Source organism: Corallococcus sp. AB049A (assembly GCF_003668885.1).
GTDB lineage: Bacteria > Myxococcota > Myxococcia > Myxococcales > Myxococcaceae > Corallococcus > Corallococcus interemptor.
Genome location: NZ_RAWL01000129.1, coordinates 1 through 20,383, shown reverse-complemented (window position 1 = coordinate 20,383; position 20,383 = coordinate 1). Strand labels below are relative to the sequence as shown.

The following is a 20,383-nucleotide window of genomic DNA, read 5'->3' as shown; positions in this document are numbered from 1 at the left end:
CCCCGGTGCCCCGGGCGCCACGCCCCCCGTGGGCCCGGTCGAGACAGGCCTGTTGGCCCAATTGGCCCCGGCCGTGGTGCCCCAGGTGCACTGGCTGCCCGGGGGCGGCGGCGCGGTACGGATCCTCGAAGGAGGCCCTGGCCCCGGGGACGGGGCGCGCTCCACGGTCGTCTTCCTCCACGGGCGTGGGCACGCGGCGACCCACTGGTTCGCGTACCTGACGGCGCTGGCCCGGCACCACCGGGTGCTGGCCCTGGACCTGCCCGGTTTCGGTCAATCCACCCCGGCCGACGTGCCCGTGCGGTCCGCCGAGGACGCCGTGCGCTTCTTCACGGCGCCGGTGGAGGAGGCCCTGGGCATGCTGGCGCCGGGGCCGGTGTCGGTGGTGGGTCACTCGCTGGGCGGGCTGGTGGCGCTGGAGCTCGCGCTGCGCGGCGCGGTGCCGGTGGAGCGGCTGGCGCTGGTGGACGCGATGGGGCTGGGCCCGGACATGCCGCGCGCCTCGCGCCTGTTCTTCCGAGCGGGGCCGGAGCGGCTGGCGCGCAACCTGGGCCCCTGGGCGATGGCGCGGATGCTGCCGCCGCCGCCCACGCCGCTGGGAGAGAAGCTGGGACAGCTGGGCTATGAGCTGTTGAGCGTGCCCGGAGGGAGGCCCGAAGCCGCGCACGCCTTCAACGCGCTGGTGCCGCTGACGGGCCCGGTGTTCCACCGCCGCGAGCGGCTGGGCGAGGTGAAGGTCCCCGTGCTGCTCGTCTGGGGCGAGCGCGACGAGACGCTGCCCGTCTCCCTGTCGGACGAGGCCGCGCGCGGGCTTCCCCAGGCCCGCGTGCTGCGCGTGGACTGCGGACACAGTCCGCAACTGGAGCACCCCGAGCGCGTGCTCCCCGAGCTGAAGGCCTTCCTGGACGCGGAGCGCTCCGGAACGTGAGCGGGCACAACGTCCCCGGCGTCATCCGAACCGGGTACAGTCCTCCGCCGTGCCGAAAGACTTCCTCGACCTGGAGGCGACGCCGGAGCGGCTGCATGCGCTGGCGGACGCCGGAATCCTGAGCCCGGACGCGTACGGGCGCGCGCTGCACCTGGCGGTCGCGTCGCCAGCGCGGCCCGCGTGGCGCGCGTTCCTGTCCACGACGTTGATGGCCCTGGGCTCGCTGCTGGTGCTGGCGGGCGTGGTGTACTTCTTCGCCTACAACTGGGCGGAGATGGGGCGCTTCACCAAGCTGGGCATCATCTGCCTGGGCATGGCCGGGGCGGCGGTGGGCGCGTGGCGGCTGGGTGACCGGCCCGCGGGCCAGTTCGCGCTGCTCGCGGCCGCGGTGCTGGTGGGGCCGCTGCTCGCCGTGTACGGGCAGGCGTACCAGACGGGCGCGGATCCGTATGAGCTGTTCATCGGGTGGTGCGTGCTCATCCTGCCGTGGGTGGCGCTGGCGCGCTTCACGCCGCTGTGGATGCTCCAGCTGGTGCTGGTGAACACCGGCGTCATCCTCTTCTGGGGCCAGCGCATGGGGCACTCCGACGCGCACGAGGCGCGGCTGGCGCTGGTGCTGGGGCTGCTCAACGGATTCGTCTGGGCGACGTACGAGCACTTCGCCAACCTGAAGGTGTCCTGGCTCCAGGGCCGGTGGATGCCCCGCGTGCTGTCGCTCATGACGCTGATTCCGCTGGTGGGCCTGGGCATCCTGTTCATCGTGGGCGAAGGGAGTGGCCGCTCGCTCGAGTCCGGCGTGGGCCTGCTGCTGGTGCTGGGCGCGCTGGTGGCCATCTACGCGCTGCACCGGCACCTGCACGGAGAGCTGTTCCTGCTCACCGTGGGCGCGGTGAGCGTCATCACGCTCGTCACCACGGCGGCGGGCTACTTCTTCATCGAAGTGACTCACGCCGAGGAGATGACCCTCTTCTTCCTGCCCCTGCTGCTCATCGGTGAGGTGGGCCTCGCCGTCTACTGGCTGCGCCACGAGTCGCAGGCCACGGGCGTTTCGGAGGAGACCTGAACATGGCCCTGCGACCGACCATTCAGGACGTGCTGACGGGACTCAAGGCCGAGGGCCACGTGGACGCGGAGGTGGACGCGCGCGCCCGCACCACCCTGGAGGTCCGGCAGAAGGCGCAGGGCGCCTCGCCGTGGTACGTGAAGGCGCTGTCCGGCGGTGGCGCGTGGCTGTCCGCCGTCCTCCTGCTGAGCTTCTTCGCCTGCGTGGGCCTGTGGAAGGAGGAGGTGGCGCTGCTCGGCCTGGGGCTCGCGCTGGCGGTGGGCGCGGTGTTCCTGCGCAGGACGACCCGGGGCCCCTTCATGGAGCAGCTCGCGCTGGCCCTGTGCATGGCGGGCGTGGGCGCGTTCCTGGTGGGGCTGGGAGAGCTGGACCTGGGGACCGTGGCCATTTCGCTCGCGGGGGTGGTGGCGTCCCTGGTGCTGCTCGCCGTGTTCCCGGACGTCATCCTCTACTTCGTGGCGACCGTGGGCGTCTGCGCGTCCGTGGGCGCGCTGGTGCTCGAGGTCGTGGGGGGGGCGGCCGTGGACCTGTGGATGCTCGTGTGCGCCGCGGCGCTCTCCGGCCTGCTGCTGCATGAACCCCAGCTGCGGCGCGGCCCCCTGGGCGCCCGCGTGGGTCCCATCGCCTTCGCGCTCGCGTGCGCCGTCCCCGGGTGGCTGCTGTTCCGCAACTGGGAGGCTTCACAGGAGGGCTTCCACTACCTCTTCCGCTTCGAGAGCGGGTTCCTCCCCAGCGCGTACCTCTCCATCGCGCTGGCGCTCCTCGCGCTGTGGACGGGGTGGCGGGTGCTGCGCGAGCTGGGGCTTGCGAATGACAAGCGCATCTGGATTCCGGCCGTCTGCGCGCTCGTGCTGCTCACGCTGATGACGCTGAGCACGCCGGGCGTGCTGGTGGCGGTGCTGATGCTGACGCTCGGCTTCCACCGCCGCAGCCGCGTGATGCTGGGGCTGGCGGTGGCGTTCCTGCTGACGTTCGGCGCGTATTACTACTACGACCTGCGCATCACGCTGCTGGCCAAGGCGCTCGCGCTCATGGGCAGCGGCCTGGTGCTCCTGGGTGTCCGGCAGTTCTTCCTGCGGCGGCAGCCCGCCGTGCTCGCGGAGGCCCCATGAAACGCACCGCCGTCATCTTCGGGGGGCTCGCGCTGGTGTTCGTCGCGCTCGCCTTCCTCGTCGTGCAGAAGGAGACCGTGCTCGCGCGGGGGCAGCCGGTGCTGCTGCGGCTGGCCCCGGTGGACCCGCGCTCGCTCATCCAGGGCGATTACATGGTGCTCGACTACGCCATCAACCAGGGCTGGCGAGAGGGCCGCGAGCAGCCGCAGGAGGATGGCAACGTGGTGCTGCGCCTGGACGAGCACAACGTAGGCGAGTTCGTGCGCTACGAGACGCCGGGCACCGCGCTTGGGCCCGGCGAGGTGCGCCTGCGCTTCCGCATCCGCAACTCGCAGATGCGCCTGGGCGCGGAGGCCTTCTTCTTCCAGGAGGGCCACGCGGAGCGCTACGCGAACGCGCGCTACGGAGAGCTGCGCGTGATGGACAACGGCACCAGCGTGCTGGTGGGCCTGCGCGACGAGAACCACCAGCCGCTGGGCAGCGCCATCCACTGAGGGCGCGCCCCCCGCGGCGTCAGTAAGAGTCCTCGTTCTCCAGCAGGTCGGCGAAGGGAGAGCCCCCTTCGCCCAGCGCCTTGTAGAGGCCGTCCACCTTCTCCAGCTCGCGCTTGAGCGCCTTGTGGTGGTTGCGGTTCTTCACCAGGCTCTCGCGGCCCAGCAGGCGGAACGCCTCGTCGCGGCCCACCTGGCGGATGGCCATGCCCAGCACCAGCCCGCGGAAGCTGTCCGCGAAGTCCAGGTCCAGCGAGCTGCGCCTGCGCGCCTCGCCCACGAAGGCCTGCGCCGCGGCCCGCAGCGCCTCCGGCAGCGGACGGCCGCCGGGGGCCTGCTCGTAGCCCAGCGCCTGCGAGACGTGCTTCTCCTGGAGCACCAGGTCGCCCGTGCCGCCGGCGTGGTCCACCATCGCCATGGAGTACGCACGGCGCACGATGTTGTCCAACTGCCGCAGGTTGCCCGGCCAGGAGCTGGTGCTGAGCAGCAGCTCCGCCTCCGGGGCCAGCCGCGCGGAGCCCTCCGCCGGCCGCTCGCGGTGACGGCGGTTCACCATGTACCGCGCCCAGAGGGGAATCTCGTCCTGCCGGTCCTGCAGGGGCGGCATGCGCACCGGCAGCACGTTCACGCGGTAGTACAGGTCCTCGCGGAAGCGGCCGGCGCGCACCTGCGCGTGCAGGTCCGCGTTGGTGCCGATGATGAAGCGCACGTCCGCGAGCTTCTCTCCGGTGCCCTCGCCCAGCGGCCGGTAGCTGCGCGACTCCAGCAGGTGCAGCAGGCCCGCCTGCGCCTTCAGCGACAGCTTGTCGATTTCGTCGATGAACAGCGTGCCGCCATCCGAGCGGGCCACCACGCCCGGCGCGTCGCGCACGGCGCCGGTGAACGCGCCCTTCTTCCAGCCGAAGAGCTCCGCCATCTGGAGGTCCTCCGGCACCGTCACCAGGTCCAGCGTCTCGAAGGGCTTGCCCCGGCGGCCGGAGCGCTCATGGCACCAGCGCGCCAGGCGAGACTTGCCCGCGCCCGTGGCGCCGCTCACGAGGATGGTCTCGTCCTGGAGCGCGAAGGTGCGGAGAATCGGCAGCAGCTCCGCCATGGAGCGGCCCACCACGGGGAGGAACTCGTCCACCTCCGGCGTGGCCACCGGCCGCTGCGGCAGCGCGGTGAGGTACGGCGCGGCGATGTCCGTGAGCAGCTGGAGCAGGTCCCCGGCCTCGCGCCAGACGAACTCCTGCCCCATGGCGGCCAGGCAGTCCGCCTCCAGGGAAATCATGCCCTCCATGCCCGAGGGCGTGCGCAGGGGCAGCACGCAGACGTGCGTCGCGTGGCGGCCCAGGAAGCGCTGCTTGCTTTCGTTGCTGTGGAAGCCCGCGAGGCCCGGGTCGCCCGTCACCGGCGCGTCCGGCGCGTGCGGCTGCACCGTGCCGATGTTCACGTCGATGGACACCGCGCACCGGTGCTCCACCACCGCGCGCCACGCCGTGGCGGAGGTGAAGAAGGGCGTGCCGACACCGGCGTCCGTCACCTCGCGCGCGCCCACGTCCAGCGCCGCCAGCCGGCGGTACGCCTCGCCAGGACGCAGGTGGACGATGCCGCGCAGGACCCGGGCCCGGCCCGCGTAGCGGCTGGACGCCACCGCGGCTTCCGCCACGGCCAGCATCCGGCGCAACGTGGCCGCCGCCGCGGTCTCGAAGTCCTTGGAGTCCCTGAGCGCAGCCATCAGCTGCGCCAACTCGTCTCGCATCCGCTCGCCTCCCTGCGGAAGCCACGCCACCGCCGACCGGCGAAGCCGTCCCGAAAACAGACGCCGACTCTATCGGAGATAACGGGGAGGTGCGGATTCAGATGGAGAGCGCGGAAGGAGCGGCCCCTCCTTCCGCGCTCCGGGTGCATCTGGATGCGGTACACGCCGTTGCCGGCGCGTATGGCCAGACGCATTGCGGGCGGCGTGCCAGCGACAGGGCCCAATGATTTCGCGGGTTCCTGCGAAGCCCCACGTCAAACTGCGTCCCAATGGAACGCAACCGCGTCCGGACAGGACGCAAAAACCCCTGACGCTTGAGCCCCAAAGCCTGACGGACCGCGCGCCTCCCCAGCAGGGAGGCGGCCGGGTCATTTCACACCAATCCGTCTGGCTTCAGCACGAAGACGCGGTCCAGGCGCGGGCTGCCGCGTCCCACGGGCGAATCCAGGTCGTAGTCGAAGTCGAACGTGGCCACCGCGCGCAGGCCGGACTTGCGGAACAGGCGCTTCGCCTGGGCCTCGTCGTAGGTGCGGAAGTACCAGGTCGTTTCGATGAGCCAGTCCTTGTCCGGCCCGGTGACGCGCAGCCGGTTGCGCATGGGCGAGCGGCGCAGGCGCTGCTCCGGCAGGCCCTCGTGCGTGTTGCACACGACCTTGTCCGGCCCCACCTGCCCCACCCAGCGCTCGTGCTCCGGACCGGAGCGCGCGTAGTCCGTGAGGTGGAAGCCCAGCACGTAGATGCCGTCCGGCTTGAGCAGGCGGCGCGTGCCGGTGAGGTGCTCCACCGCGGCCTTCTCGCTGTCCAGGTAGCGGAAGGTGGAGACCAGCGTGTGGGCCAGGTCCACGCGCCCCTCCAGCGCCGGGTCGAAGAAGTCCTCCATGCGCGCCTGGGACAGCTTCACGCGGCGGCGCTCGGCGGGGGACAGGCGCTTGCGCGCGTGCGCGAGCATGGCCTCCGACAAGTCATAGCCCGCGACCTTCAGGCCCCGGCTCGCGGCCTCCGCCGCCAGCCGGCCCGCGCCGCACGCGGGCTCCAGCCACTGGTTGCCGCCGGTGCCGAAGCGCCGGCTCAGCGCCTGGAGGAAGTCCGCCTCCCGCACGGTGTCCGTGCCGAAGATGGCCTCGTAGTACTCCGGGTGCTCGTACCAGTCCTTGCGTCTTTCCATGATGTCTTCAGTGGTCCGTGTGCCCCAGCGCGCGCGCGAGCACGAACATCACCAGCAACCCGGCTGCCAATGCCACCAGGTTGCGGCCGGGCTTGTCCCTGCCGTGCTTGTTCACGTGCGGCAGCAGGTCCGACACGGCGATGTAGAGGAAGGTGCCGGCGGAGAAGGCCAGGGCCTTGGGCGCCAGCGACTGGAAGCTCAGCACCGCGTCGAAGCCGAAGTAGAGCACCGCGCCCACCGGCACCATCAGGCCGTACAGCGCGGTGTACGCCAGGATGGTGCCGCGCTTCTTGCCCTCCGCCTGGAGGATGGACGCGAGCGACAGCGACGAGGGCACCTTGTGCGCGGTGATGGCCAAGAGCGCCATGGCGCCCACGCCCTCCTTCACGGAGGACCCCAGCGCGATGCCGTCGAAGAGCGTGTGCGTGGACAGGCCCAGGAACGCGCTGAAGCCCAGCGCGTGGCCGTGCACGTGCTCCGCGCAGTCCGGCGGCTCCTCGCAGGTGTGCGCCACGAGGTAGCGCTCCAGCACCAGGACGAAGAGAAAGCCCATGGGCACGAGCGCGAAGGCCCACCAGCCGCCGCCCTCGTAGGCCTCCGGGAGCATGTGGAAGAAGGCCGCGCCGAACATCACGCCCGCCGCGAAGGCGAGGAACGTCACGAGCCGCGTGGAGCGGTCATTGAAGATGACCACGCCCGCGCCGGCCAGCGCGCTCACCACGACGATGAAGGAATACAGGACGACTTCGGCCACGACCGGCGACATGGGGCGCGCACCCTACTCCCAAAACGACGCCGTCAGTAGCTTCGCACCACCAGCACCTCCACCCGCCCCGGCTTCACCTCCACCAGGTGGGTGGTGGGCCGGCCCGGTGCATCCACCTGGACCGTGTGCTTTCCCGGAGCAAGCCGGAAGCGCGCCACCTGGAACTCCGCCGGCAGTGAAAGCCAGGAGCGCAGGTCCGCCTGGTTGCCCGCGTTGAGCAGCAGGAAGGTGAGCACACCCAGTTCCTTGCTCTTCGTCAGCGCGCCCACGCCCGCGGCCACGCCCGCCTTCGCCACCGCGCCCGCGAGCTGCTTCGCCAGCATGCGGCCAATGCGGTCGTTCAGGTGCACCTGGGCCACGCGCGACAGCGACGTCACCGTCACCGCTGCTTGCGCCCGGCCCTCCACCGACACGCGCACCGGCGGTGTACCGCCGCGGTCCCGGTACACGGGCACCTCAATCAGGTCCCCGGAGTCGCCGTAGTCGCGCGACGCGCGCTCCTTCTGCGGTGACAGGCCCGCCTCCACCACCACGACCAGCTGCCCGTCCGTGGGGCCCAGCGGGTCGTGCGCCACGTCCGGGAACTTCTGGGACAGGGTGGCGTAGGCGTCGTCGCGGCCCGTCTTCTTCGCCAGCCGCAACAGGGGCTCCACCAGGCCGCCCAGCCGGGGCTCCAGCTCGTACGCCTTCATGTAGTCGATGAAGGCCGAGTCCCACTCGCGCTGGTCCTCGTACAGCACGCCGCCCAGGTAGCGCGCGATGGCGAGCTGTTCGTACGGCTTCTTCTCCTCCGTGATCATCTTCTCGATGCGCTCGTTGACGCGGCGGACCTCCACGAGCGCGTCCTCGTCCCGGCCCAGTTCCGCGTAGTTGAGCGCCTGGAGGACGGAGATCATCAGCTTCTCGAAGTCCTCCCCGCGGTAGGCGCGGCGGCGCTCGTTGCTGAGCAGGATGCCGGCCTCCTCGCTCACGGAGGTGATGTCCAGCTGGGAGCTGAGGTCGTCCGCCTGCGCCAGCACCTTCGTGCTCTCCTCCCACTGCCCGGACGCGTGCAGCACCATGCCCTTGTCCAACAGCAAGAGGAGCTGGTCGCGCTCGGGGGCCTCTTTCTGCTCGCCGTCCAGCTCACGCAGGGCGCGCGGATAGTCGGAGGCCTGGTACGCGGAGCGCGCGGACGCCGTGCGCGCCACGTAGTCGCTGGCGCAGCCGGTGCCCAGGACAGAGAGGGCCAGGACGAACAACAGGCCCCAACGCGCCGCCGGGGAGGCGGAGGCGCGCGGGGCCTGGGATGCGATGTCGGGGAGGTGGGCCACGGCGGACGGCTACCAGCTCACGCCCTGCTTCTCGAACTTCTTGCGGATCTGCTTCTCGTCCGTCCAGGCGATGGTGCCCGTGCGCACGTCGTTCAGCTTCGCCGTCATCTTGTAATAGACGAGCTTGTCGCGGCCGACCTCCTGGATGATGGACGCGAGGTCGCCCGTCATCAGGAAGTCCACCGACGCCTGCTGGCCCGGGGCCTTGGCGGCGTTCGGGTTCACGTAGCCGGACTGCTGGTACTCGTACTCCTCCGCGATGTCCTGGCGCGCCTGCTGGTCCACCAGCGCGAAGCGGCCCGTCTGCGCGAGCGCCGTTTGAATCTTGTCCCCCAGCGAGCGCATGTCGATGTGCTCACTGGTGCTGTTGCGCAGCTTGCCCACGAGGACGATGGGCAGCGCCTGGCCCTGCGGTGGGGCTTGAGCGAAGCGCGGGGAGCTGGCGAGCGACTCGGCCATCTTCTTCGCGATGAGCTGCAGGTCGTTCTCGTTGAAGCGGTCCCCCAGCATCTCGATGGTGTTGGGGTCCTCGTAGGTGCCGCGCGTGAAGGCGCGGGGGCCTCCACAGCCGGCGAGCGACACGGCGACGAGGGCGGACAGCAGCAGGCGGCGGGTGTTCATGGTCGGGTCGACTCCTAGTTCCATTCGCATTCGAAGCGGCTGCCTTCGAAGTTCCACTTGTAGGCAAGCACCGCGTCGCGGCGGTAGCCGGCCGTCAGGCGGCAGAGGCTCTGCAACGAGGCGCGCGGATAGTCGAAGGTGTACGTCTGCGCCTTCGCGCGCTCCTGCGGGGTCAGCTGCGTGGGGTGCGTGAGCGTGGGGCTGGCGCTCGCCGCCACCATCACGCGGTGCGCGCCGTACGTCTTGAGCGGCACATGGCCCGCCAGCTGGATGCGGCGCACGGTGCGCGCCACCATGATGTCGCTGCGGTCCACCAGGGTCTCGTGGCTGTTGCGGCGCTGCAGCAGCTCCGGGATGTTCGCGGAGAACACGCGGGTGATGTCGCCGTCGTCCACGAAGAAGTAGAGGAACGCCTCGCGCGCGGTGCGGCTCTCACCGGTGAAGTCCAGCGTCACCAGGATGTCCAGCTGGCGGTTGGGCGCCAGGCCGTGGCGCGACACCGCGGCAAGCACCGTCTTGTCCACGCCCGCCTTCTTCAGGCGGATGAGGCCGTCCGCGCTCGCGTCGCAGGCGCAGCGGCGCTCTTCAATCATCTTCACCAGCTGCGCGGGCTCGAAGCCGGCCTGGGACAGCTTGGTCAGCTCCTCGTCGGTGAGCGGCAGCTGGTCCGACCGCTCATAGATGCGCGGCAGCGCGTTCGGGTCCCACTGGATGATGTTGTAGGTCTGCACGTCCCCGGACGGGAACGGCAGTGCCACGGACGGCGAGGCGGCGCGAGGCGCCTGGGCCGTGGTCAACGCGACAGCGGCGGCGAGCAGTTGAGCGATCATGGCGTTTCCCGTCAGAACCGGTAGCCGACGTTCATGAACAACCGGTTCGTGACTCCTCCTCCCCCGATGGGGATGTCCGGCGAGTAGTGCAGGCCCATGAGCACGTGGTCGCGGCGGTCGAGGTACAGCTCCGCGCCCACCTGCGGCGACAGGGCGAAGCGAAGGCCCTCGCCCTCCGGGATGACCATGGCGCCCGCCTTGAGGCCCAGGGTGAAGGCCACCGGCCAGCCCCAGCTGCGGAAGGTGGGGCCCACGTTGCCGATGAAGCGCCCGCCGTCGAAGACGTACGCGCCGCTGACGTCCAGGCGGTACCAGTCATCTCCCCAGAGGGACACGGTGGCGCCCACGAACAGCGGCGGGCCCTCCGGCGCGCCCCGGGGGCTCTCCTGGGAGTTGATGGCCGCGCCCCAGTCCAGCTGGAGCGACACGCCCCGGCGGCTGTCGCCGTAATACCCGCCCGTGCCGTACTCCGACTCCTCGGGCCCGTCGGTGCGGCCGCGCTCCTGGGCGCTCGCGGTCAGCGGCGCGGCGACGGCCAGGAGCGCCAGGGCTCCGCACAACGTGACAGGACGCTTCATCTGTTTGGACTCCGCAAGCTTGGGTGCGAATGCTCTTACGCGCGTCGGACGTCGCGTGGGTCGCCATATTCATCGCGTGGCGAGCGTCCGTGCAAGCGCCCGTTTTCCCAGGCCCCTTCCCACTCAGGACCGGGGTTCCGGGGCGCCCTGGATGGCGTCCTCCTGGTCGTCGCGGGAGGGTGGAGGCTGCTGCGCGGGGCGGGACTCGCTGCGCACCATGGGCAGCCACTGGGGCTTGGAGCGCAGGAAGACGACCAGCCGCTCGCGCACGAGGAAGCGCAGGTCGCCCAGCTTGCTGGAGTTGGCCGCGCTCACCAGGGCGCGCACGGTGAGCGTCTTGTCCATCACGTCGAAGACGACCAGCGTCTTCACCCGGCCGTCCCACAGGTCCTTGCCCTCGTTGGCGAGGATGCGGTCCAGCTCCGCGCGCAGGGCGTCGATGTCCGCCATGTAGTCCACCTGGAGGATGACGGTGCCCATCATCTCCGGGGACCCCTTGCTCCAGTTCTGGAACGGCTTGTCCAGGAACTGGTTGATGGGGATGACCATGCGCCGCTGGTCCCAGATGCGCAGCACGACGTACGTGAGGGTGATCTCCTCCACCGTGCCGAACTCACCCTCCACCAGCACGTTGTCCCCGATGCTGACGGGCTGGGTGATGGACAGCTGGATGCCCGCGAGCAGCGACGAGAGCGACTTCTGCGCGGCCAGACCGATGGCGAGGCCGGCGATACCGGCGGAGGCGAGCAGCGACACGCCCACGTTGCGCACCACCTCGAACTGCATGAGCAGCAGCGCGGCGGCGATGACGTAGGTGGCCACCTCGAAGACGGCGCGCAGCACGGCCAGCTGCGTGCGCAGCGAGCGCGCGCGGCGGTGGGGGCTGGACTCGGAGGTGACGCGGCTCTGGACGTAGGCCTCCGACACGCGGAGGAAGCGCAGGATGAACCACGCCACCGCGACGATGGTGAGCGAGTAGCTCACCCGGTCGCTCAAGAGCTTCAGCTTGGGCGGCAGCAGCAGGAACGACGTGCCCAGCGCCAGCAGGAGCGCGAAGAAGGGCAGCCGCAGGGGACCCCGGCCCGCGTTGACGATCTGGTCATCCCAGGAGATGCGCGTCCAGCGCGCCACCCGCAGCGCGGTGGCCAGGAGCAGCTTCTCCAGGAGGAAGGAGAAGATCCACGCGCCCAGCAGCGTCACCGCCAGGCCCAGCCACTGCCACAGCTCCAGCCCCAGCACCGTGCGGTCGAAGAAGACGGCGGGGAGCGTTTCCGTCAGCAGCGGGCCGTACTCCTCGAAGAGCGGGTCCACCATCTTCACGGTGGACTCCGCCAGCACCCAGGTGGGCACGTTGTCCACGTTGATGCGCTGCAGCCGGATGGGCACGCTTTCGCCCTTGAGCGGGATGGCCCCCAGCGACACGAAGCGCGAGTTGGGGGACTCGCCCTCCGGCGTCTTCGGCAGCACGGACGTGTCCACCGACAGCTCGCGGTCCAGGACGAACTTCAGCTTCCGGGCCAGCTGGGCGCCCTTCGCGGGCTGCTCGGCGGGCGGCAGGTGGTCCAGGTAGAGGTAGTGGGCCGCGCGCGCGTAGGCCCCGCGATGCACCGCGTCCAGGAAGCCCTGCGCCGTGGCGCGGGGCGACGTGCGGTCCAGGTCCTGGGGGACCTGCCCCAGACCATTGTTGAGGGCCAATACTGGGAGGCCGCCGAGGACGCACCCCAGGAGAAGGAGGGCCACCAGGCCCCGGGAGGCATGCCGCATCATGGGCGCCTCCATACTCCGTGTGCGGCCGGTTGTCCGGGAAAGACGGTGGGTGTTTCCAGGCCCGCCCGGCCGCTGGGACGCCCGGGGTTGAAAACAGAAAACCCGTGCTGGAGCGCGACACGGGAAAGCATTGGTGCGCCGCTGGGTGGTGGGCTAGAACCGACCCCCAAGGAAGGTCGCCGTGTCCGAAGAGAAGCGAAGAATCCTCCTCATTGACGACAGCGAGATCACCCTCGCCATGGAGAAGGCCGTCCTGGAGGCCCGGGGCTATGAGGTCGTGGCCACCTCCACGCTCATGGAGTTTGAGAAAACGCTTCAGAGCTGGCGGCCGGACCTCATCCTCACGGACATCCACATGCCGGAGGCCAAGGGCACGGACATCTGCCGCACGCTGAAGAACGAGTACAACACGCAGGACATCCCCATCGTGTTGTTCTCCAGCCTGCCGGACGACGAGTTGTCGAAGCTGGCCGAGCAGGTGGGCGCGGACGGCTCGCTCTCCAAGGTGAACGGCCTGGAGGCGATGGGCGAGAAGATCGACGAACTGGTGCAGAGCATCCTCTGGTGATGACGATGCGCGCGGCCGTCCTCGCGGTGCTCGTGAGCGCGCTCCTCGCCGGTTGCAGACGCCAGGAGCCGCGCGCCCCGGAGAGCACACCCGGGCAGCAGCAGCAGGCCTCCTCCCCCACTCCCGCCGCGCCTCCGGGCGCCGTGCTGTTCATCTCCGCGGACACGCGGGGCTACCTGGGCCCCTGTGGCTGCAGCGAGAACATGCGCGGCGGCATTGGCCGGGCGGCGTTCCAGGTGCAGGAGGCGCGCAAGGGCGGCCAGCCGGTGCTCTACATCGACGGCGGCAACAGCCTCTTCGGTGAGACGCACCTCAACGCGGATCAGGTGCCCCAGGAGGAGCGCAAGGCGAAGGCGCTCGCGGACGCGTTCCGCACCATGGGCATCGCCGTGCGCGCCACGGGCGAGCTGGACGACACGCGCGGCGCCGCGTTCCGCCAGGGCCTGGGTCTGCCGGAGATTCCGGCGGGCGGCGTGAAGGTGCTGGACGCGGGCGCGCGCAAGGTGGGCGTGGTGGCCGCGGCTTCCGCTGAGGCGCTGGTGAAGGCCAGCCAGCAGGCGCGCGAGCAGGGCGCGGACTTCATCGTGGGCCTGTTGGCTCAGCCGCTGGAGGCCGCGCAGGCCGCCGCCGCGCTGCCGGGCCTGGCCGCGAACCTGGTGGTGGCCACGCACAGCGCCGGGGAGTTCTCCGCGGAGGAGAACCGGCTGGTGCGCTCGGACGTGCCGGTGGTGGCGGTGCAGAGCAAGGGGCGTTCGCTGCTGCGCGTGGACCTGACGTACGCGCCGGCGAAGGGGCCCTTCACGCCGCAGCGCTCGCAGGGCGACGTGGAGCGGGAAGTCACCGCGCTGGAGCAGCGCATGGCGCTCCTGGACAAGGAGATCGCCCTGCCCGGCATCGACCCGAAGTTGAAGGCGTTGAAGCAGGGCAAGCGCGACGAGCTCTCCGCGCGCAAGCAGGGCCTGCTCACCGCGCCGCCCGCGCCCGCCTCGGACGTCAACGGCTTCGCGCTGCGCTTCCTGCCGCTGGAGTCGAACCTGCCCAGCGCGCCGGACACGCAGGCGCTGGTGAAGGCGTACGACGCGGACGTGGGCCAGCTGAACCTCGCGTGGGCGAAGGCGCACGGCCAGGACTGTCCCCTGCCCCCGAAGGGACAGGCGGGCTTCGTTGGCAGCGCGGTGTGCGCGGACTGCCACCCGGACGCGACCGCCGTGTGGGAAGGCACGAAGCACCACCACGCGTGGGAGACGCTGGAGGAGGTGGGCAAGCAGCACCACCTCAACTGCGTGGGCTGCCACGTCACCGGCTGGCAGAAGCCCGGCGGCGTGTGCCGGCTGGACAAGGTGGCGGGCCGCGAGGACGTGGGCTGCGAGAGCTGCCACGGCCCGGGCTCCAAGCACGTGGACGCGCCGAGCCCCGCCACCATCGTGGGCAAGCCGGGACAGGCCGTCTGCGTCACCTGCCACAACACGGAGAACTCTCCGCACTTCGACTTCGCCACGTACCTGCCGCGCATCCTCGGACCCGGTCATGGCGGAACGGGGAAGAGCGGGCAGGCAGGAGAGCCCCCGGCGAAATAAGGTCGCTCGCTCCTACGGTGGGTCCTTCCCGAGGGCATACCGGGCGACTTGTTGTTTGACTGTCAAGAAAGCTGGCGAATACTGCGGCCTTCGCCTGCTTCTGGGCGACCTCGCCTGGCGTTCCCATGCCGCTCTCTCTGCTCCTGCTAGCCCTGGCCTCGGTTCCCTCCTCGCAGGGCGTGGCGCCGTCACCGGTGCCGCCGCCCGGCGTGCATGCGGTGCCTTCCAAGGACGCTGCGCCTCCCTCTCCCATGGACGAGGGCGAGGAGACGGAGGAGGTGGAGAACGAGTCCGCCGAGCTGGAGGAGCTGCGCGCGCTGGAGGGCGCGACGCTGGACCCGGAGGCGAAGCCGAACGCGGAGATGATGCAGTCCTTGCGGCGGCTGGGACTCACCAACCCGTTGCGGCTCCGAATGTTGGACGCGCTGGAGGAGCCCACCTTCCGCGAGGACGACACGGCGCCGCCGCTGGCGCGCATCACGGACCTGGCGAGCTTCGACATTTCGCAGGTGAAGGACCGCTACGACATCCCGGTGGACATGCAGCCCCGGGTGGCCGAGTACATCCAGTTCTTCCAGGGCCCCGGCCGCAAGTGGTTCCGCAAGTGGATGGCGCGCTCCACGCGCTACCTGCCGGTGATGCAGCCCATCCTGGAGTCCAAGGGCCTGCCCCGGGACACGGTGTACCTGGCGATGATTGAGAGCGGCTTCTCCGCGAACGCGTACTCGTGGGCGCACGCGGCCGGGCCGTGGCAGTTCATCTCCAGCACGGGCAAGCAGTACGGCCTCAAGCAGGACTTCTGGGTGGACGAGCGGCGCGACCCCATCAAGGCCACGCACGCGGCGGCGGCGTACCTGAAGGACCTCTACGGGGAGCTGGGCCACTGGTACCTGGCGTGGGCGGGCTACAACACGGGCTCGTACCGGGTGCGCAAGATGGTGACGCGCTACGGGACGAACGACTTCTGGGTGCTGGCGGAGGAGCCCGGGCTGGCGAAGGAGACGAAGCACTACGTGCCCAAGCTCATCGCCGCGGCGCTGGTGGCGAAGAACCCCACCGCGTTCGGCTTCTCCGAGGAGGAGTTCCAGTACGAGTCCACGCTGGAATACGACGAGGTTAAGCTCACGGACGCCACGGACCTGGACGTGGTGGCGCGCGCGGCCGGGGTGAGCGTGGCGGACGTGCAGGAGCTGAACCCGGAGCTGCGCCGCTGGTGCACGCCTCCGGCGACGGCCTCGAAGCCGTACGTGCTGAAGCTGCCGCGCGGCACCACGACGCGCTTCGCGGAGAACCTGGCGAAGCTGTCGCCCGCGGACCGGCTGACGTTCCGGGTGCACACCGTGAAGAAGGGCGACACGCTGTCGCAGATTGCCCAGAAGTACGGCACGGCGCCGGAGGCCATCCTCCAGATGAACCGGCTGAAGAGCGCGCGGGTGCTGAAGGTGCGCGCGGAGTTGGTGATTCCGGTGCCGGCGAGCGGCCGGGGTGGCAGCGGTGACGCGGGCGTCAGCGGGGCGCTGGCGTCGAAGGTGGCGCAGGCGCGGCGCAGCGGCGTGGTGGCGACGCGGCCGGAGGACGAGGTTCCCGCGGGCACGCCCCGGGGCCCCGTGGCGGCGGGCCCGGTGAAGACGGAGAAGGTGGATGGCAAGACGCGCATCACCTACGGCGTGCAGGAGGGCGACAGCCTGTGGCTCATCGCCAACCGCTTCCAGGTGTCGGTGGACGACCTGAAGAAGTGGAACAACCTGCCCAAGCGCAACCGCACGCTGTCCCTGGGCACGCTGCTGGCCGTGTGGCCGCCGGACGCCAAGGGCGCGGCGCCGGCGAAGGTGGAGGAGCGCGGCGGCACCATCGTGGTGGCCAACGCCGTGGCGAGCCAGGCGCCCGTGGGCCCCAAGGGCGCCAGGGTGCACACGCTGGCCGAGGGCGAGACGCTCTGGTCGGTGTCGCAGCGCTACAACGTGTCCGTCGAGGACATCATGAAGTGGAACCACATCAAGGACCACCGCACGGTCCCCACCGGCAAGCTGCTGTCGCTGAGCGCGCCGTAGCGGGGCACCAGGGCATGGCGGGGCATGGCGCGACGGCCGGGACCTTGCAGTCCCCGGCGCCATGCTCGCCTCCGCACTGCTTCGAGAGTCACCGCGTCTCCCCGCTGAAACGCCCGACGCGCCCGTCCTGTCCGTCCTGCCCCGTGGAGCCGAACGTCCGGGGGACAGGACGGTGTCCGAGGGCAGCTCGCTGACGCGCTTCAGCGGGCCCGTTCCAGTACCTCGGGCGCGGGCTGGAGGCCTGGGCGTCATGGAGCCCCCGGCCGACTTCGCGAGTCCAGCGGCAAGCGCCCTGGAGCATCCCCGCTTCGCCAGTTCGCCTCAGCTCGCGGACGTGGCGTCCGGCGCGACGGTGCTGGGCACGGGCTCCAAGGGGGACGGGCTTCGCGCGGTGCAGGGCGCGCTCCTGGACATGGGGTTCGCGCTGTACGGTGGCGCGGACGGACGGTACGGACCGGATACGGCCCGCGCGCTGCGCAACTTCCAGGTGCATGCGGGCCTGCGCTCCAGCGGCGTGCTCGACGCCGCCACGCTGAAGGCCCTGGAGGCGCTCGCCCCGGCTCCGGGCTCACGGGGACAGTCGCGCGCCCTGCCCTCCCCTTTCTACTCAGGCCAGCCCGTGCGCGTGGTCATCGCCCTGCGCGAGCACCGCACGTTCCTCTTCGACCCGCAGGGACAGCTGGTGGACATCTTCCCCAACGCGGTGGGCACCGCCGCCACGCCCACGCACCCGGGCCTCAAGGTCGTCCGGGCGAAGCTGGACCAGGTGGCCACCGAGGACGCGGGCGCGCGGCTGTGGAACGACCGGCACGTGTTTGGCGCGCGGCTGCTGGACCTGTCCTGGGCGGATGGACGGCGCAGCGGGGAGGAGCTGCATGGCACCAGCGCCCCCGCCCTGCTCGGGGGCGACGTGTCCCACGGGTGCATCCGCCACGCGAACGAGGACATCCTCGTGCTGCATGACGCGCTCGCCGTGGGCGACCGCATCGCGGTGGTGGAGACGCTCCAGGATCCGCACCTGGGCGTCCCCATCACCGTTGGCTGATGGCCCTACTGTTCTTCGAGGAGCATCTTCAGCTCCCGCACGCGCTTGCTGATGTAGTCGCGGTCCAGCTTGCGGAAGTTCTCCGGCAGCAGCGCCCGGCTGGTGCACTCCTGCACCGCCACCAGGTTCTGCATCTCAATCTCCAGCGGGTAGCTGGGCGGCACGAAGTCCGCCAGCACAGCGGCCAGGTCGTCCTTCGTCACCTGATCGCGTCCCTCCGCCAGGGCGCGGAACTTCGAGCGCACCATCACCGCCTCGATGTCCGCGCCGCTGAAGGCGCGCACGCCGCCGGGGATGAGCGCGGCGAAGGAGTCCACGCCCTCCACCGACACGCCGGTCTTCTTGCTCATCGCCTGGAACAGCTCGTTCCGCTCCTCGTCCGTCTGCGGATAGAAGAGCGCGAGGTGCTCCTCCGCGCGGCCCTGGCGCTTCAAGTCGATGGGCAGCAGGTCCGGCCGCGCCGTCAGCAGGAACCAGACGATCTTCCCGCGGTACTGCGTGTTGCCCATGAAGGACGCGATGGAGCCGAAGATGCGGCTGCTCGTCCCGGAGTCGCCGCCGGAGTCGCGGTTGCCCAGGAAGGTGTCCGCCTCGTCCACCATCACGGCCACCGGCCACAGGGCCTTCAGCAGGTTGAAGATCTTCTCCAGGTTCGATTCCGTCACGCCCTGCCACTGGCTGCGGAAGTTCAGGAACTTCACCACCGGGATGCCAATCTCCCCGGCGAAGCAGCTCACCATGAACGTCTTGCCCGTGCCCACCGGTCCGCTGACCAGGTAGCCCATGGGCATGACCTCGATGCGGCCCTTCTTCAGCGCGGACGCCGCCTGCCGCAGCATCTGCTTGGCCGGCGCGTGCCCCGCCACCGCGTCCAGTGTGTGCGCGGGCTCGATGAACTCCAGGAGGCCGTGGCACTCCGCCTGGATGAGCTCCTTCTTCTTCTCCTTGAGCAGCTCCGGAGTAATCCGCACCTCCCGCTCCAGCGCCTCCGTGAGCACGCGGTCCAGGTTGATGCGCGACAGGCCCGCCGTCATCTTCGCCAGACCCGCGACCGGTACCTCCGACACGGACTGGAGCTTCTTGCCCTCCAGCTTGGAGCGCACGTACTCCAGGCGCTCCTCCTCCGTGGGCAGCGGCAGCTCGATGGGCGCCACGTACGGGTTGCGGCTGATGCGCGGCGACACGTCCGACAGGTTCTCCGCCAGCAGCACCACCGACACGTCGCCCGCCAGGAACTGCGGGTCGTGCGCCCACTTGTCCAGCGTGGCCACGACGAAGCGGTCCTCCGCGGACAGGTGGCTCATCTCCCCGCCGGGCACCAACGTCTCCGCGTAGTCGATGATGAGCGCCATGGAGCGGCCCTCGCTCAAGCGCATGCGCAGGAAGTTCTCAAGAATCTGCAGCGCCCGGCCCGGGTCGCGCGGCATGGCCTTGGCGTAGTCCGTGCCGTACATCGCGTCGTAGCCCGTCATGGCCCGCGCCAGGTCCTTCTGCGTCTCCGGCGTCGCGGAGCGGATGCCCGACGAGCGGTCGTAGAAGAGGACGTGGTCGCGCCCGCCGAACAGCTCCTCCGACAGGAACGTCTTGAGCGTCCCGAAGCCGCGCCCGCCGTCTTCCAGCTGCAGGGGCTGCAAGTCGCGCACGGCCCCGTACAGCAGGAAGGTGCTGACCGTCTTCGTGTAGTACTTGCGCGCCAGCTGCTGCGCCCACCGGGGCAGATCCGCCAGCGGATCCGCCTTGTTCACCTTACGCACCTTCGTCACGGACATCCCTCCGGCGCCGCTCCCCCCAGGGACATCCAGGGGGAGGACCCCCAGACTACCTCTTAAGTGTCAGGCCCCCACCGCCGCTAATCGCGGCAGCGGGCCTGCTTCTTCAAGGTCGCTTCCACCTTGACCGTGGAGCCCGCCGGGGACGGCGTCCCCACGGATACGTCCGAGTCCACGTGGCATTTCGCCTTCAACGTGAGCTCGCGCGTCCCCCACGGCACCCGAATGGTGGTCGGGGTCACGGCGCCCAGGTCCTTGTTGCCCTGGAAGATGGACGCGCCTTCGGGCGAGGACTCGACCCGCACCTCCACCGGCGCGCGCTCCAGCGTCGCCGCCACGTCCAGGCTGTCCTTGCTCACCGTGAACTTCTTCACGAGCGGCTCGTAGCCCGGCGCGGACACCTCCACGAGCGGGGTGTCGTTGCTCAAGGAGAAGTCCCGGTTGACGCTGGCGTTGGAGCCCTGCTTGCGGGCGACCTGTCCGTCGATCTTCACCTCCGCGTCATCCGGCTGCGTCTTGAAGACCACCAGCACCGAGCGCGACTGCTGCTTGAGCTGCACCGGCACCTGCGTGGCGTTGGCGCCCTCGGCCACCATCACGGACTTGTTGAAGGCTTCGTAGCCGTCCGCGGTCACCACCACCAGGACGTTGCCCACCGGCAGCTGCTTGAGGATGAAGCCGTTGGACGGGAACTTCTCCGGAGGGCCCGCGTTGATGGACACCATCGCGCGCTCCTTCGCATCCGGCGTCTTGAGCTCCACCATCACGTAGCCCTGCGTGGGCTTGCTCGGAGAGAAGACCAGGGCCACGCCCACCAGCATGAACAGCGAGGCCAGGCCCACGGCGCCATAGAGCAGCCGCTTGTCGATTCCCTTGAGGCCCATGCCCCGGGCACCGGAGGCACCGGACTCGTCGGGCGCGTTCTTCTGGCGGGCCTCCTTCGCGGACGCTTCTCCCCGGCCGGCGGGCGGACGCGGCGCGTTCCCGCCGTTGAGCAC

At 70.4% G+C, this 20,383-nt stretch carries 18 protein-coding genes; 8 read left to right on the top strand and 10 right to left on the bottom strand.

The genetic code is table 11. The features are described from left to right. Window positions 1-28 precede the first annotated feature (28 nt). From D7X55_RS16305 to D7X55_RS16290, 4 genes are read left to right on the top strand one after another with little or no spacing between them, the layout of a single operon-like run. On the top strand, window positions 29-928 hold the full coding sequence (locus D7X55_RS16305) for an alpha/beta fold hydrolase (RefSeq protein ID WP_121723510.1): 900 nt from the start codon (window positions 29-31) through the stop codon (window positions 926-928). A gap of 49 nt (window positions 929-977) precedes the next feature. Beyond that, on the top strand, window positions 978-1,991 hold the full coding sequence (locus D7X55_RS16300) for a DUF2157 domain-containing protein (protein WP_121723509.1): 1,014 nt from the start codon (window positions 978-980) through the stop codon (window positions 1,989-1,991). Between the two features lie 2 nt (window positions 1,992-1,993). Further along, window positions 1,994-3,103, top strand: coding sequence for a DUF4401 domain-containing protein (locus D7X55_RS16295; protein ID WP_121723508.1), 1,110 nt, complete (start codon window positions 1,994-1,996; stop codon window positions 3,101-3,103). Next, entirely contained in the window at window positions 3,100-3,597 is a 498-nt protein-coding gene (locus tag D7X55_RS16290) for a GDYXXLXY domain-containing protein (RefSeq protein WP_120548942.1), read from the top strand. The genes D7X55_RS16295 and D7X55_RS16290 overlap by 4 nt, the downstream gene beginning before the upstream one ends. A gap of 19 nt (window positions 3,598-3,616) precedes the next feature. On the opposite strand, the gene D7X55_RS16285 is transcribed toward D7X55_RS16290, so the two are convergent. The 8 genes from D7X55_RS16285 to D7X55_RS16250 form a co-directional block, all read right to left on the bottom strand. Further along, window positions 3,617-5,335, bottom strand: coding sequence for a sigma-54 dependent transcriptional regulator (locus tag D7X55_RS16285; protein WP_120548943.1), 1,719 nt, complete (start codon window positions 5,333-5,335; stop codon window positions 3,617-3,619). A 373-nt stretch (window positions 5,336-5,708) separates the two neighbouring features. Further along, entirely contained in the window at window positions 5,709-6,500 is a 792-nt protein-coding gene (locus D7X55_RS16280) for a bifunctional 2-polyprenyl-6-hydroxyphenol methylase/3-demethylubiquinol 3-O-methyltransferase UbiG (RefSeq protein ID WP_121723507.1), read from the bottom strand. Window positions 6,501-6,507: 7 nt separating this feature from the next. After that, on the bottom strand, window positions 6,508-7,266 hold the full coding sequence (locus D7X55_RS16275) for a ZIP family metal transporter (RefSeq protein WP_120548945.1): 759 nt from the start codon (window positions 7,264-7,266) through the stop codon (window positions 6,508-6,510). A 32-nt stretch (window positions 7,267-7,298) separates the two neighbouring features. Then, a complete protein-coding gene (locus D7X55_RS16270; RefSeq protein ID WP_233609873.1) occupies window positions 7,299-8,579 on the bottom strand; it encodes a COG3014 family protein in 1,281 nt (426 codons plus the stop codon). Window positions 8,580-8,588: 9 nt separating this feature from the next. Next, entirely contained in the window at window positions 8,589-9,200 is a 612-nt protein-coding gene (gene lpoB, locus D7X55_RS16265; RefSeq protein WP_120548946.1) for a penicillin-binding protein activator LpoB, read from the bottom strand. A gap of 14 nt (window positions 9,201-9,214) precedes the next feature. Beyond that, a complete protein-coding gene (locus D7X55_RS16260) occupies window positions 9,215-10,030 on the bottom strand; it encodes a hypothetical protein (RefSeq protein ID WP_121723506.1) in 816 nt (271 codons plus the stop codon). 11 nt (window positions 10,031-10,041) lie between these two features. After that, window positions 10,042-10,608 (bottom strand): hypothetical protein, encoded by a 567-nt coding sequence (locus D7X55_RS16255; protein WP_120548948.1) that lies wholly within the window; start codon window positions 10,606-10,608, stop codon window positions 10,042-10,044. Between the two features lie 123 nt (window positions 10,609-10,731). Next, window positions 10,732-12,375 carry a mechanosensitive ion channel family protein gene (locus tag D7X55_RS16250; protein ID WP_121723505.1) on the bottom strand — a complete coding sequence of 548 codons (1,644 nt, stop codon included), beginning with the start codon at window positions 12,373-12,375 and terminating at the stop codon, window positions 10,732-10,734. Between the two features lie 181 nt (window positions 12,376-12,556). Here D7X55_RS16250 and D7X55_RS16245 point away from each other — a divergent pair, with 181 nt between their 5' ends. The 4 genes from D7X55_RS16245 (at window position 12,557) to D7X55_RS16230 (ending at window position 17,616) form a co-directional block, all read left to right on the top strand. Next, window positions 12,557-12,943, top strand: coding sequence for a PleD family two-component system response regulator (locus tag D7X55_RS16245; RefSeq protein ID WP_014398957.1), 387 nt, complete (start codon window positions 12,557-12,559; stop codon window positions 12,941-12,943). A 5-nt stretch (window positions 12,944-12,948) separates the two neighbouring features. Further along, entirely contained in the window at window positions 12,949-14,520 is a 1,572-nt protein-coding gene (locus D7X55_RS16240; RefSeq protein WP_121723511.1) for a multiheme c-type cytochrome, read from the top strand. A 125-nt stretch (window positions 14,521-14,645) separates the two neighbouring features. Continuing rightward, the gene (locus tag D7X55_RS16235) at window positions 14,646-16,571 is read left to right on the top strand and encodes a LysM peptidoglycan-binding domain-containing protein (protein WP_121723504.1); all 1,926 of its coding nucleotides are present in this window, start codon (window positions 14,646-14,648) and stop codon (window positions 16,569-16,571) included. Between the two features lie 250 nt (window positions 16,572-16,821). Then, window positions 16,822-17,616 (top strand): L,D-transpeptidase family protein, encoded by a 795-nt coding sequence (locus D7X55_RS16230; RefSeq protein ID WP_121723503.1) that lies wholly within the window; start codon window positions 16,822-16,824, stop codon window positions 17,614-17,616. Between the two features lie 5 nt (window positions 17,617-17,621). Here the strand turns inward: D7X55_RS16230 and D7X55_RS16225 are convergent, their stop codons facing one another. Together D7X55_RS16225 and D7X55_RS16220 are read right to left on the bottom strand one after the other, a co-directional pair. Continuing rightward, on the bottom strand, window positions 17,622-19,379 hold the full coding sequence (locus D7X55_RS16225; RefSeq protein WP_199746982.1) for an ATP-binding protein: 1,758 nt from the start codon (window positions 19,377-19,379) through the stop codon (window positions 17,622-17,624). Between the two features lie 86 nt (window positions 19,380-19,465). After that, a partial coding sequence (locus D7X55_RS16220) for a PEGA domain-containing protein (protein WP_121723501.1) occupies window positions 19,466-20,383 on the bottom strand: 918 nt, incomplete at its 5' end.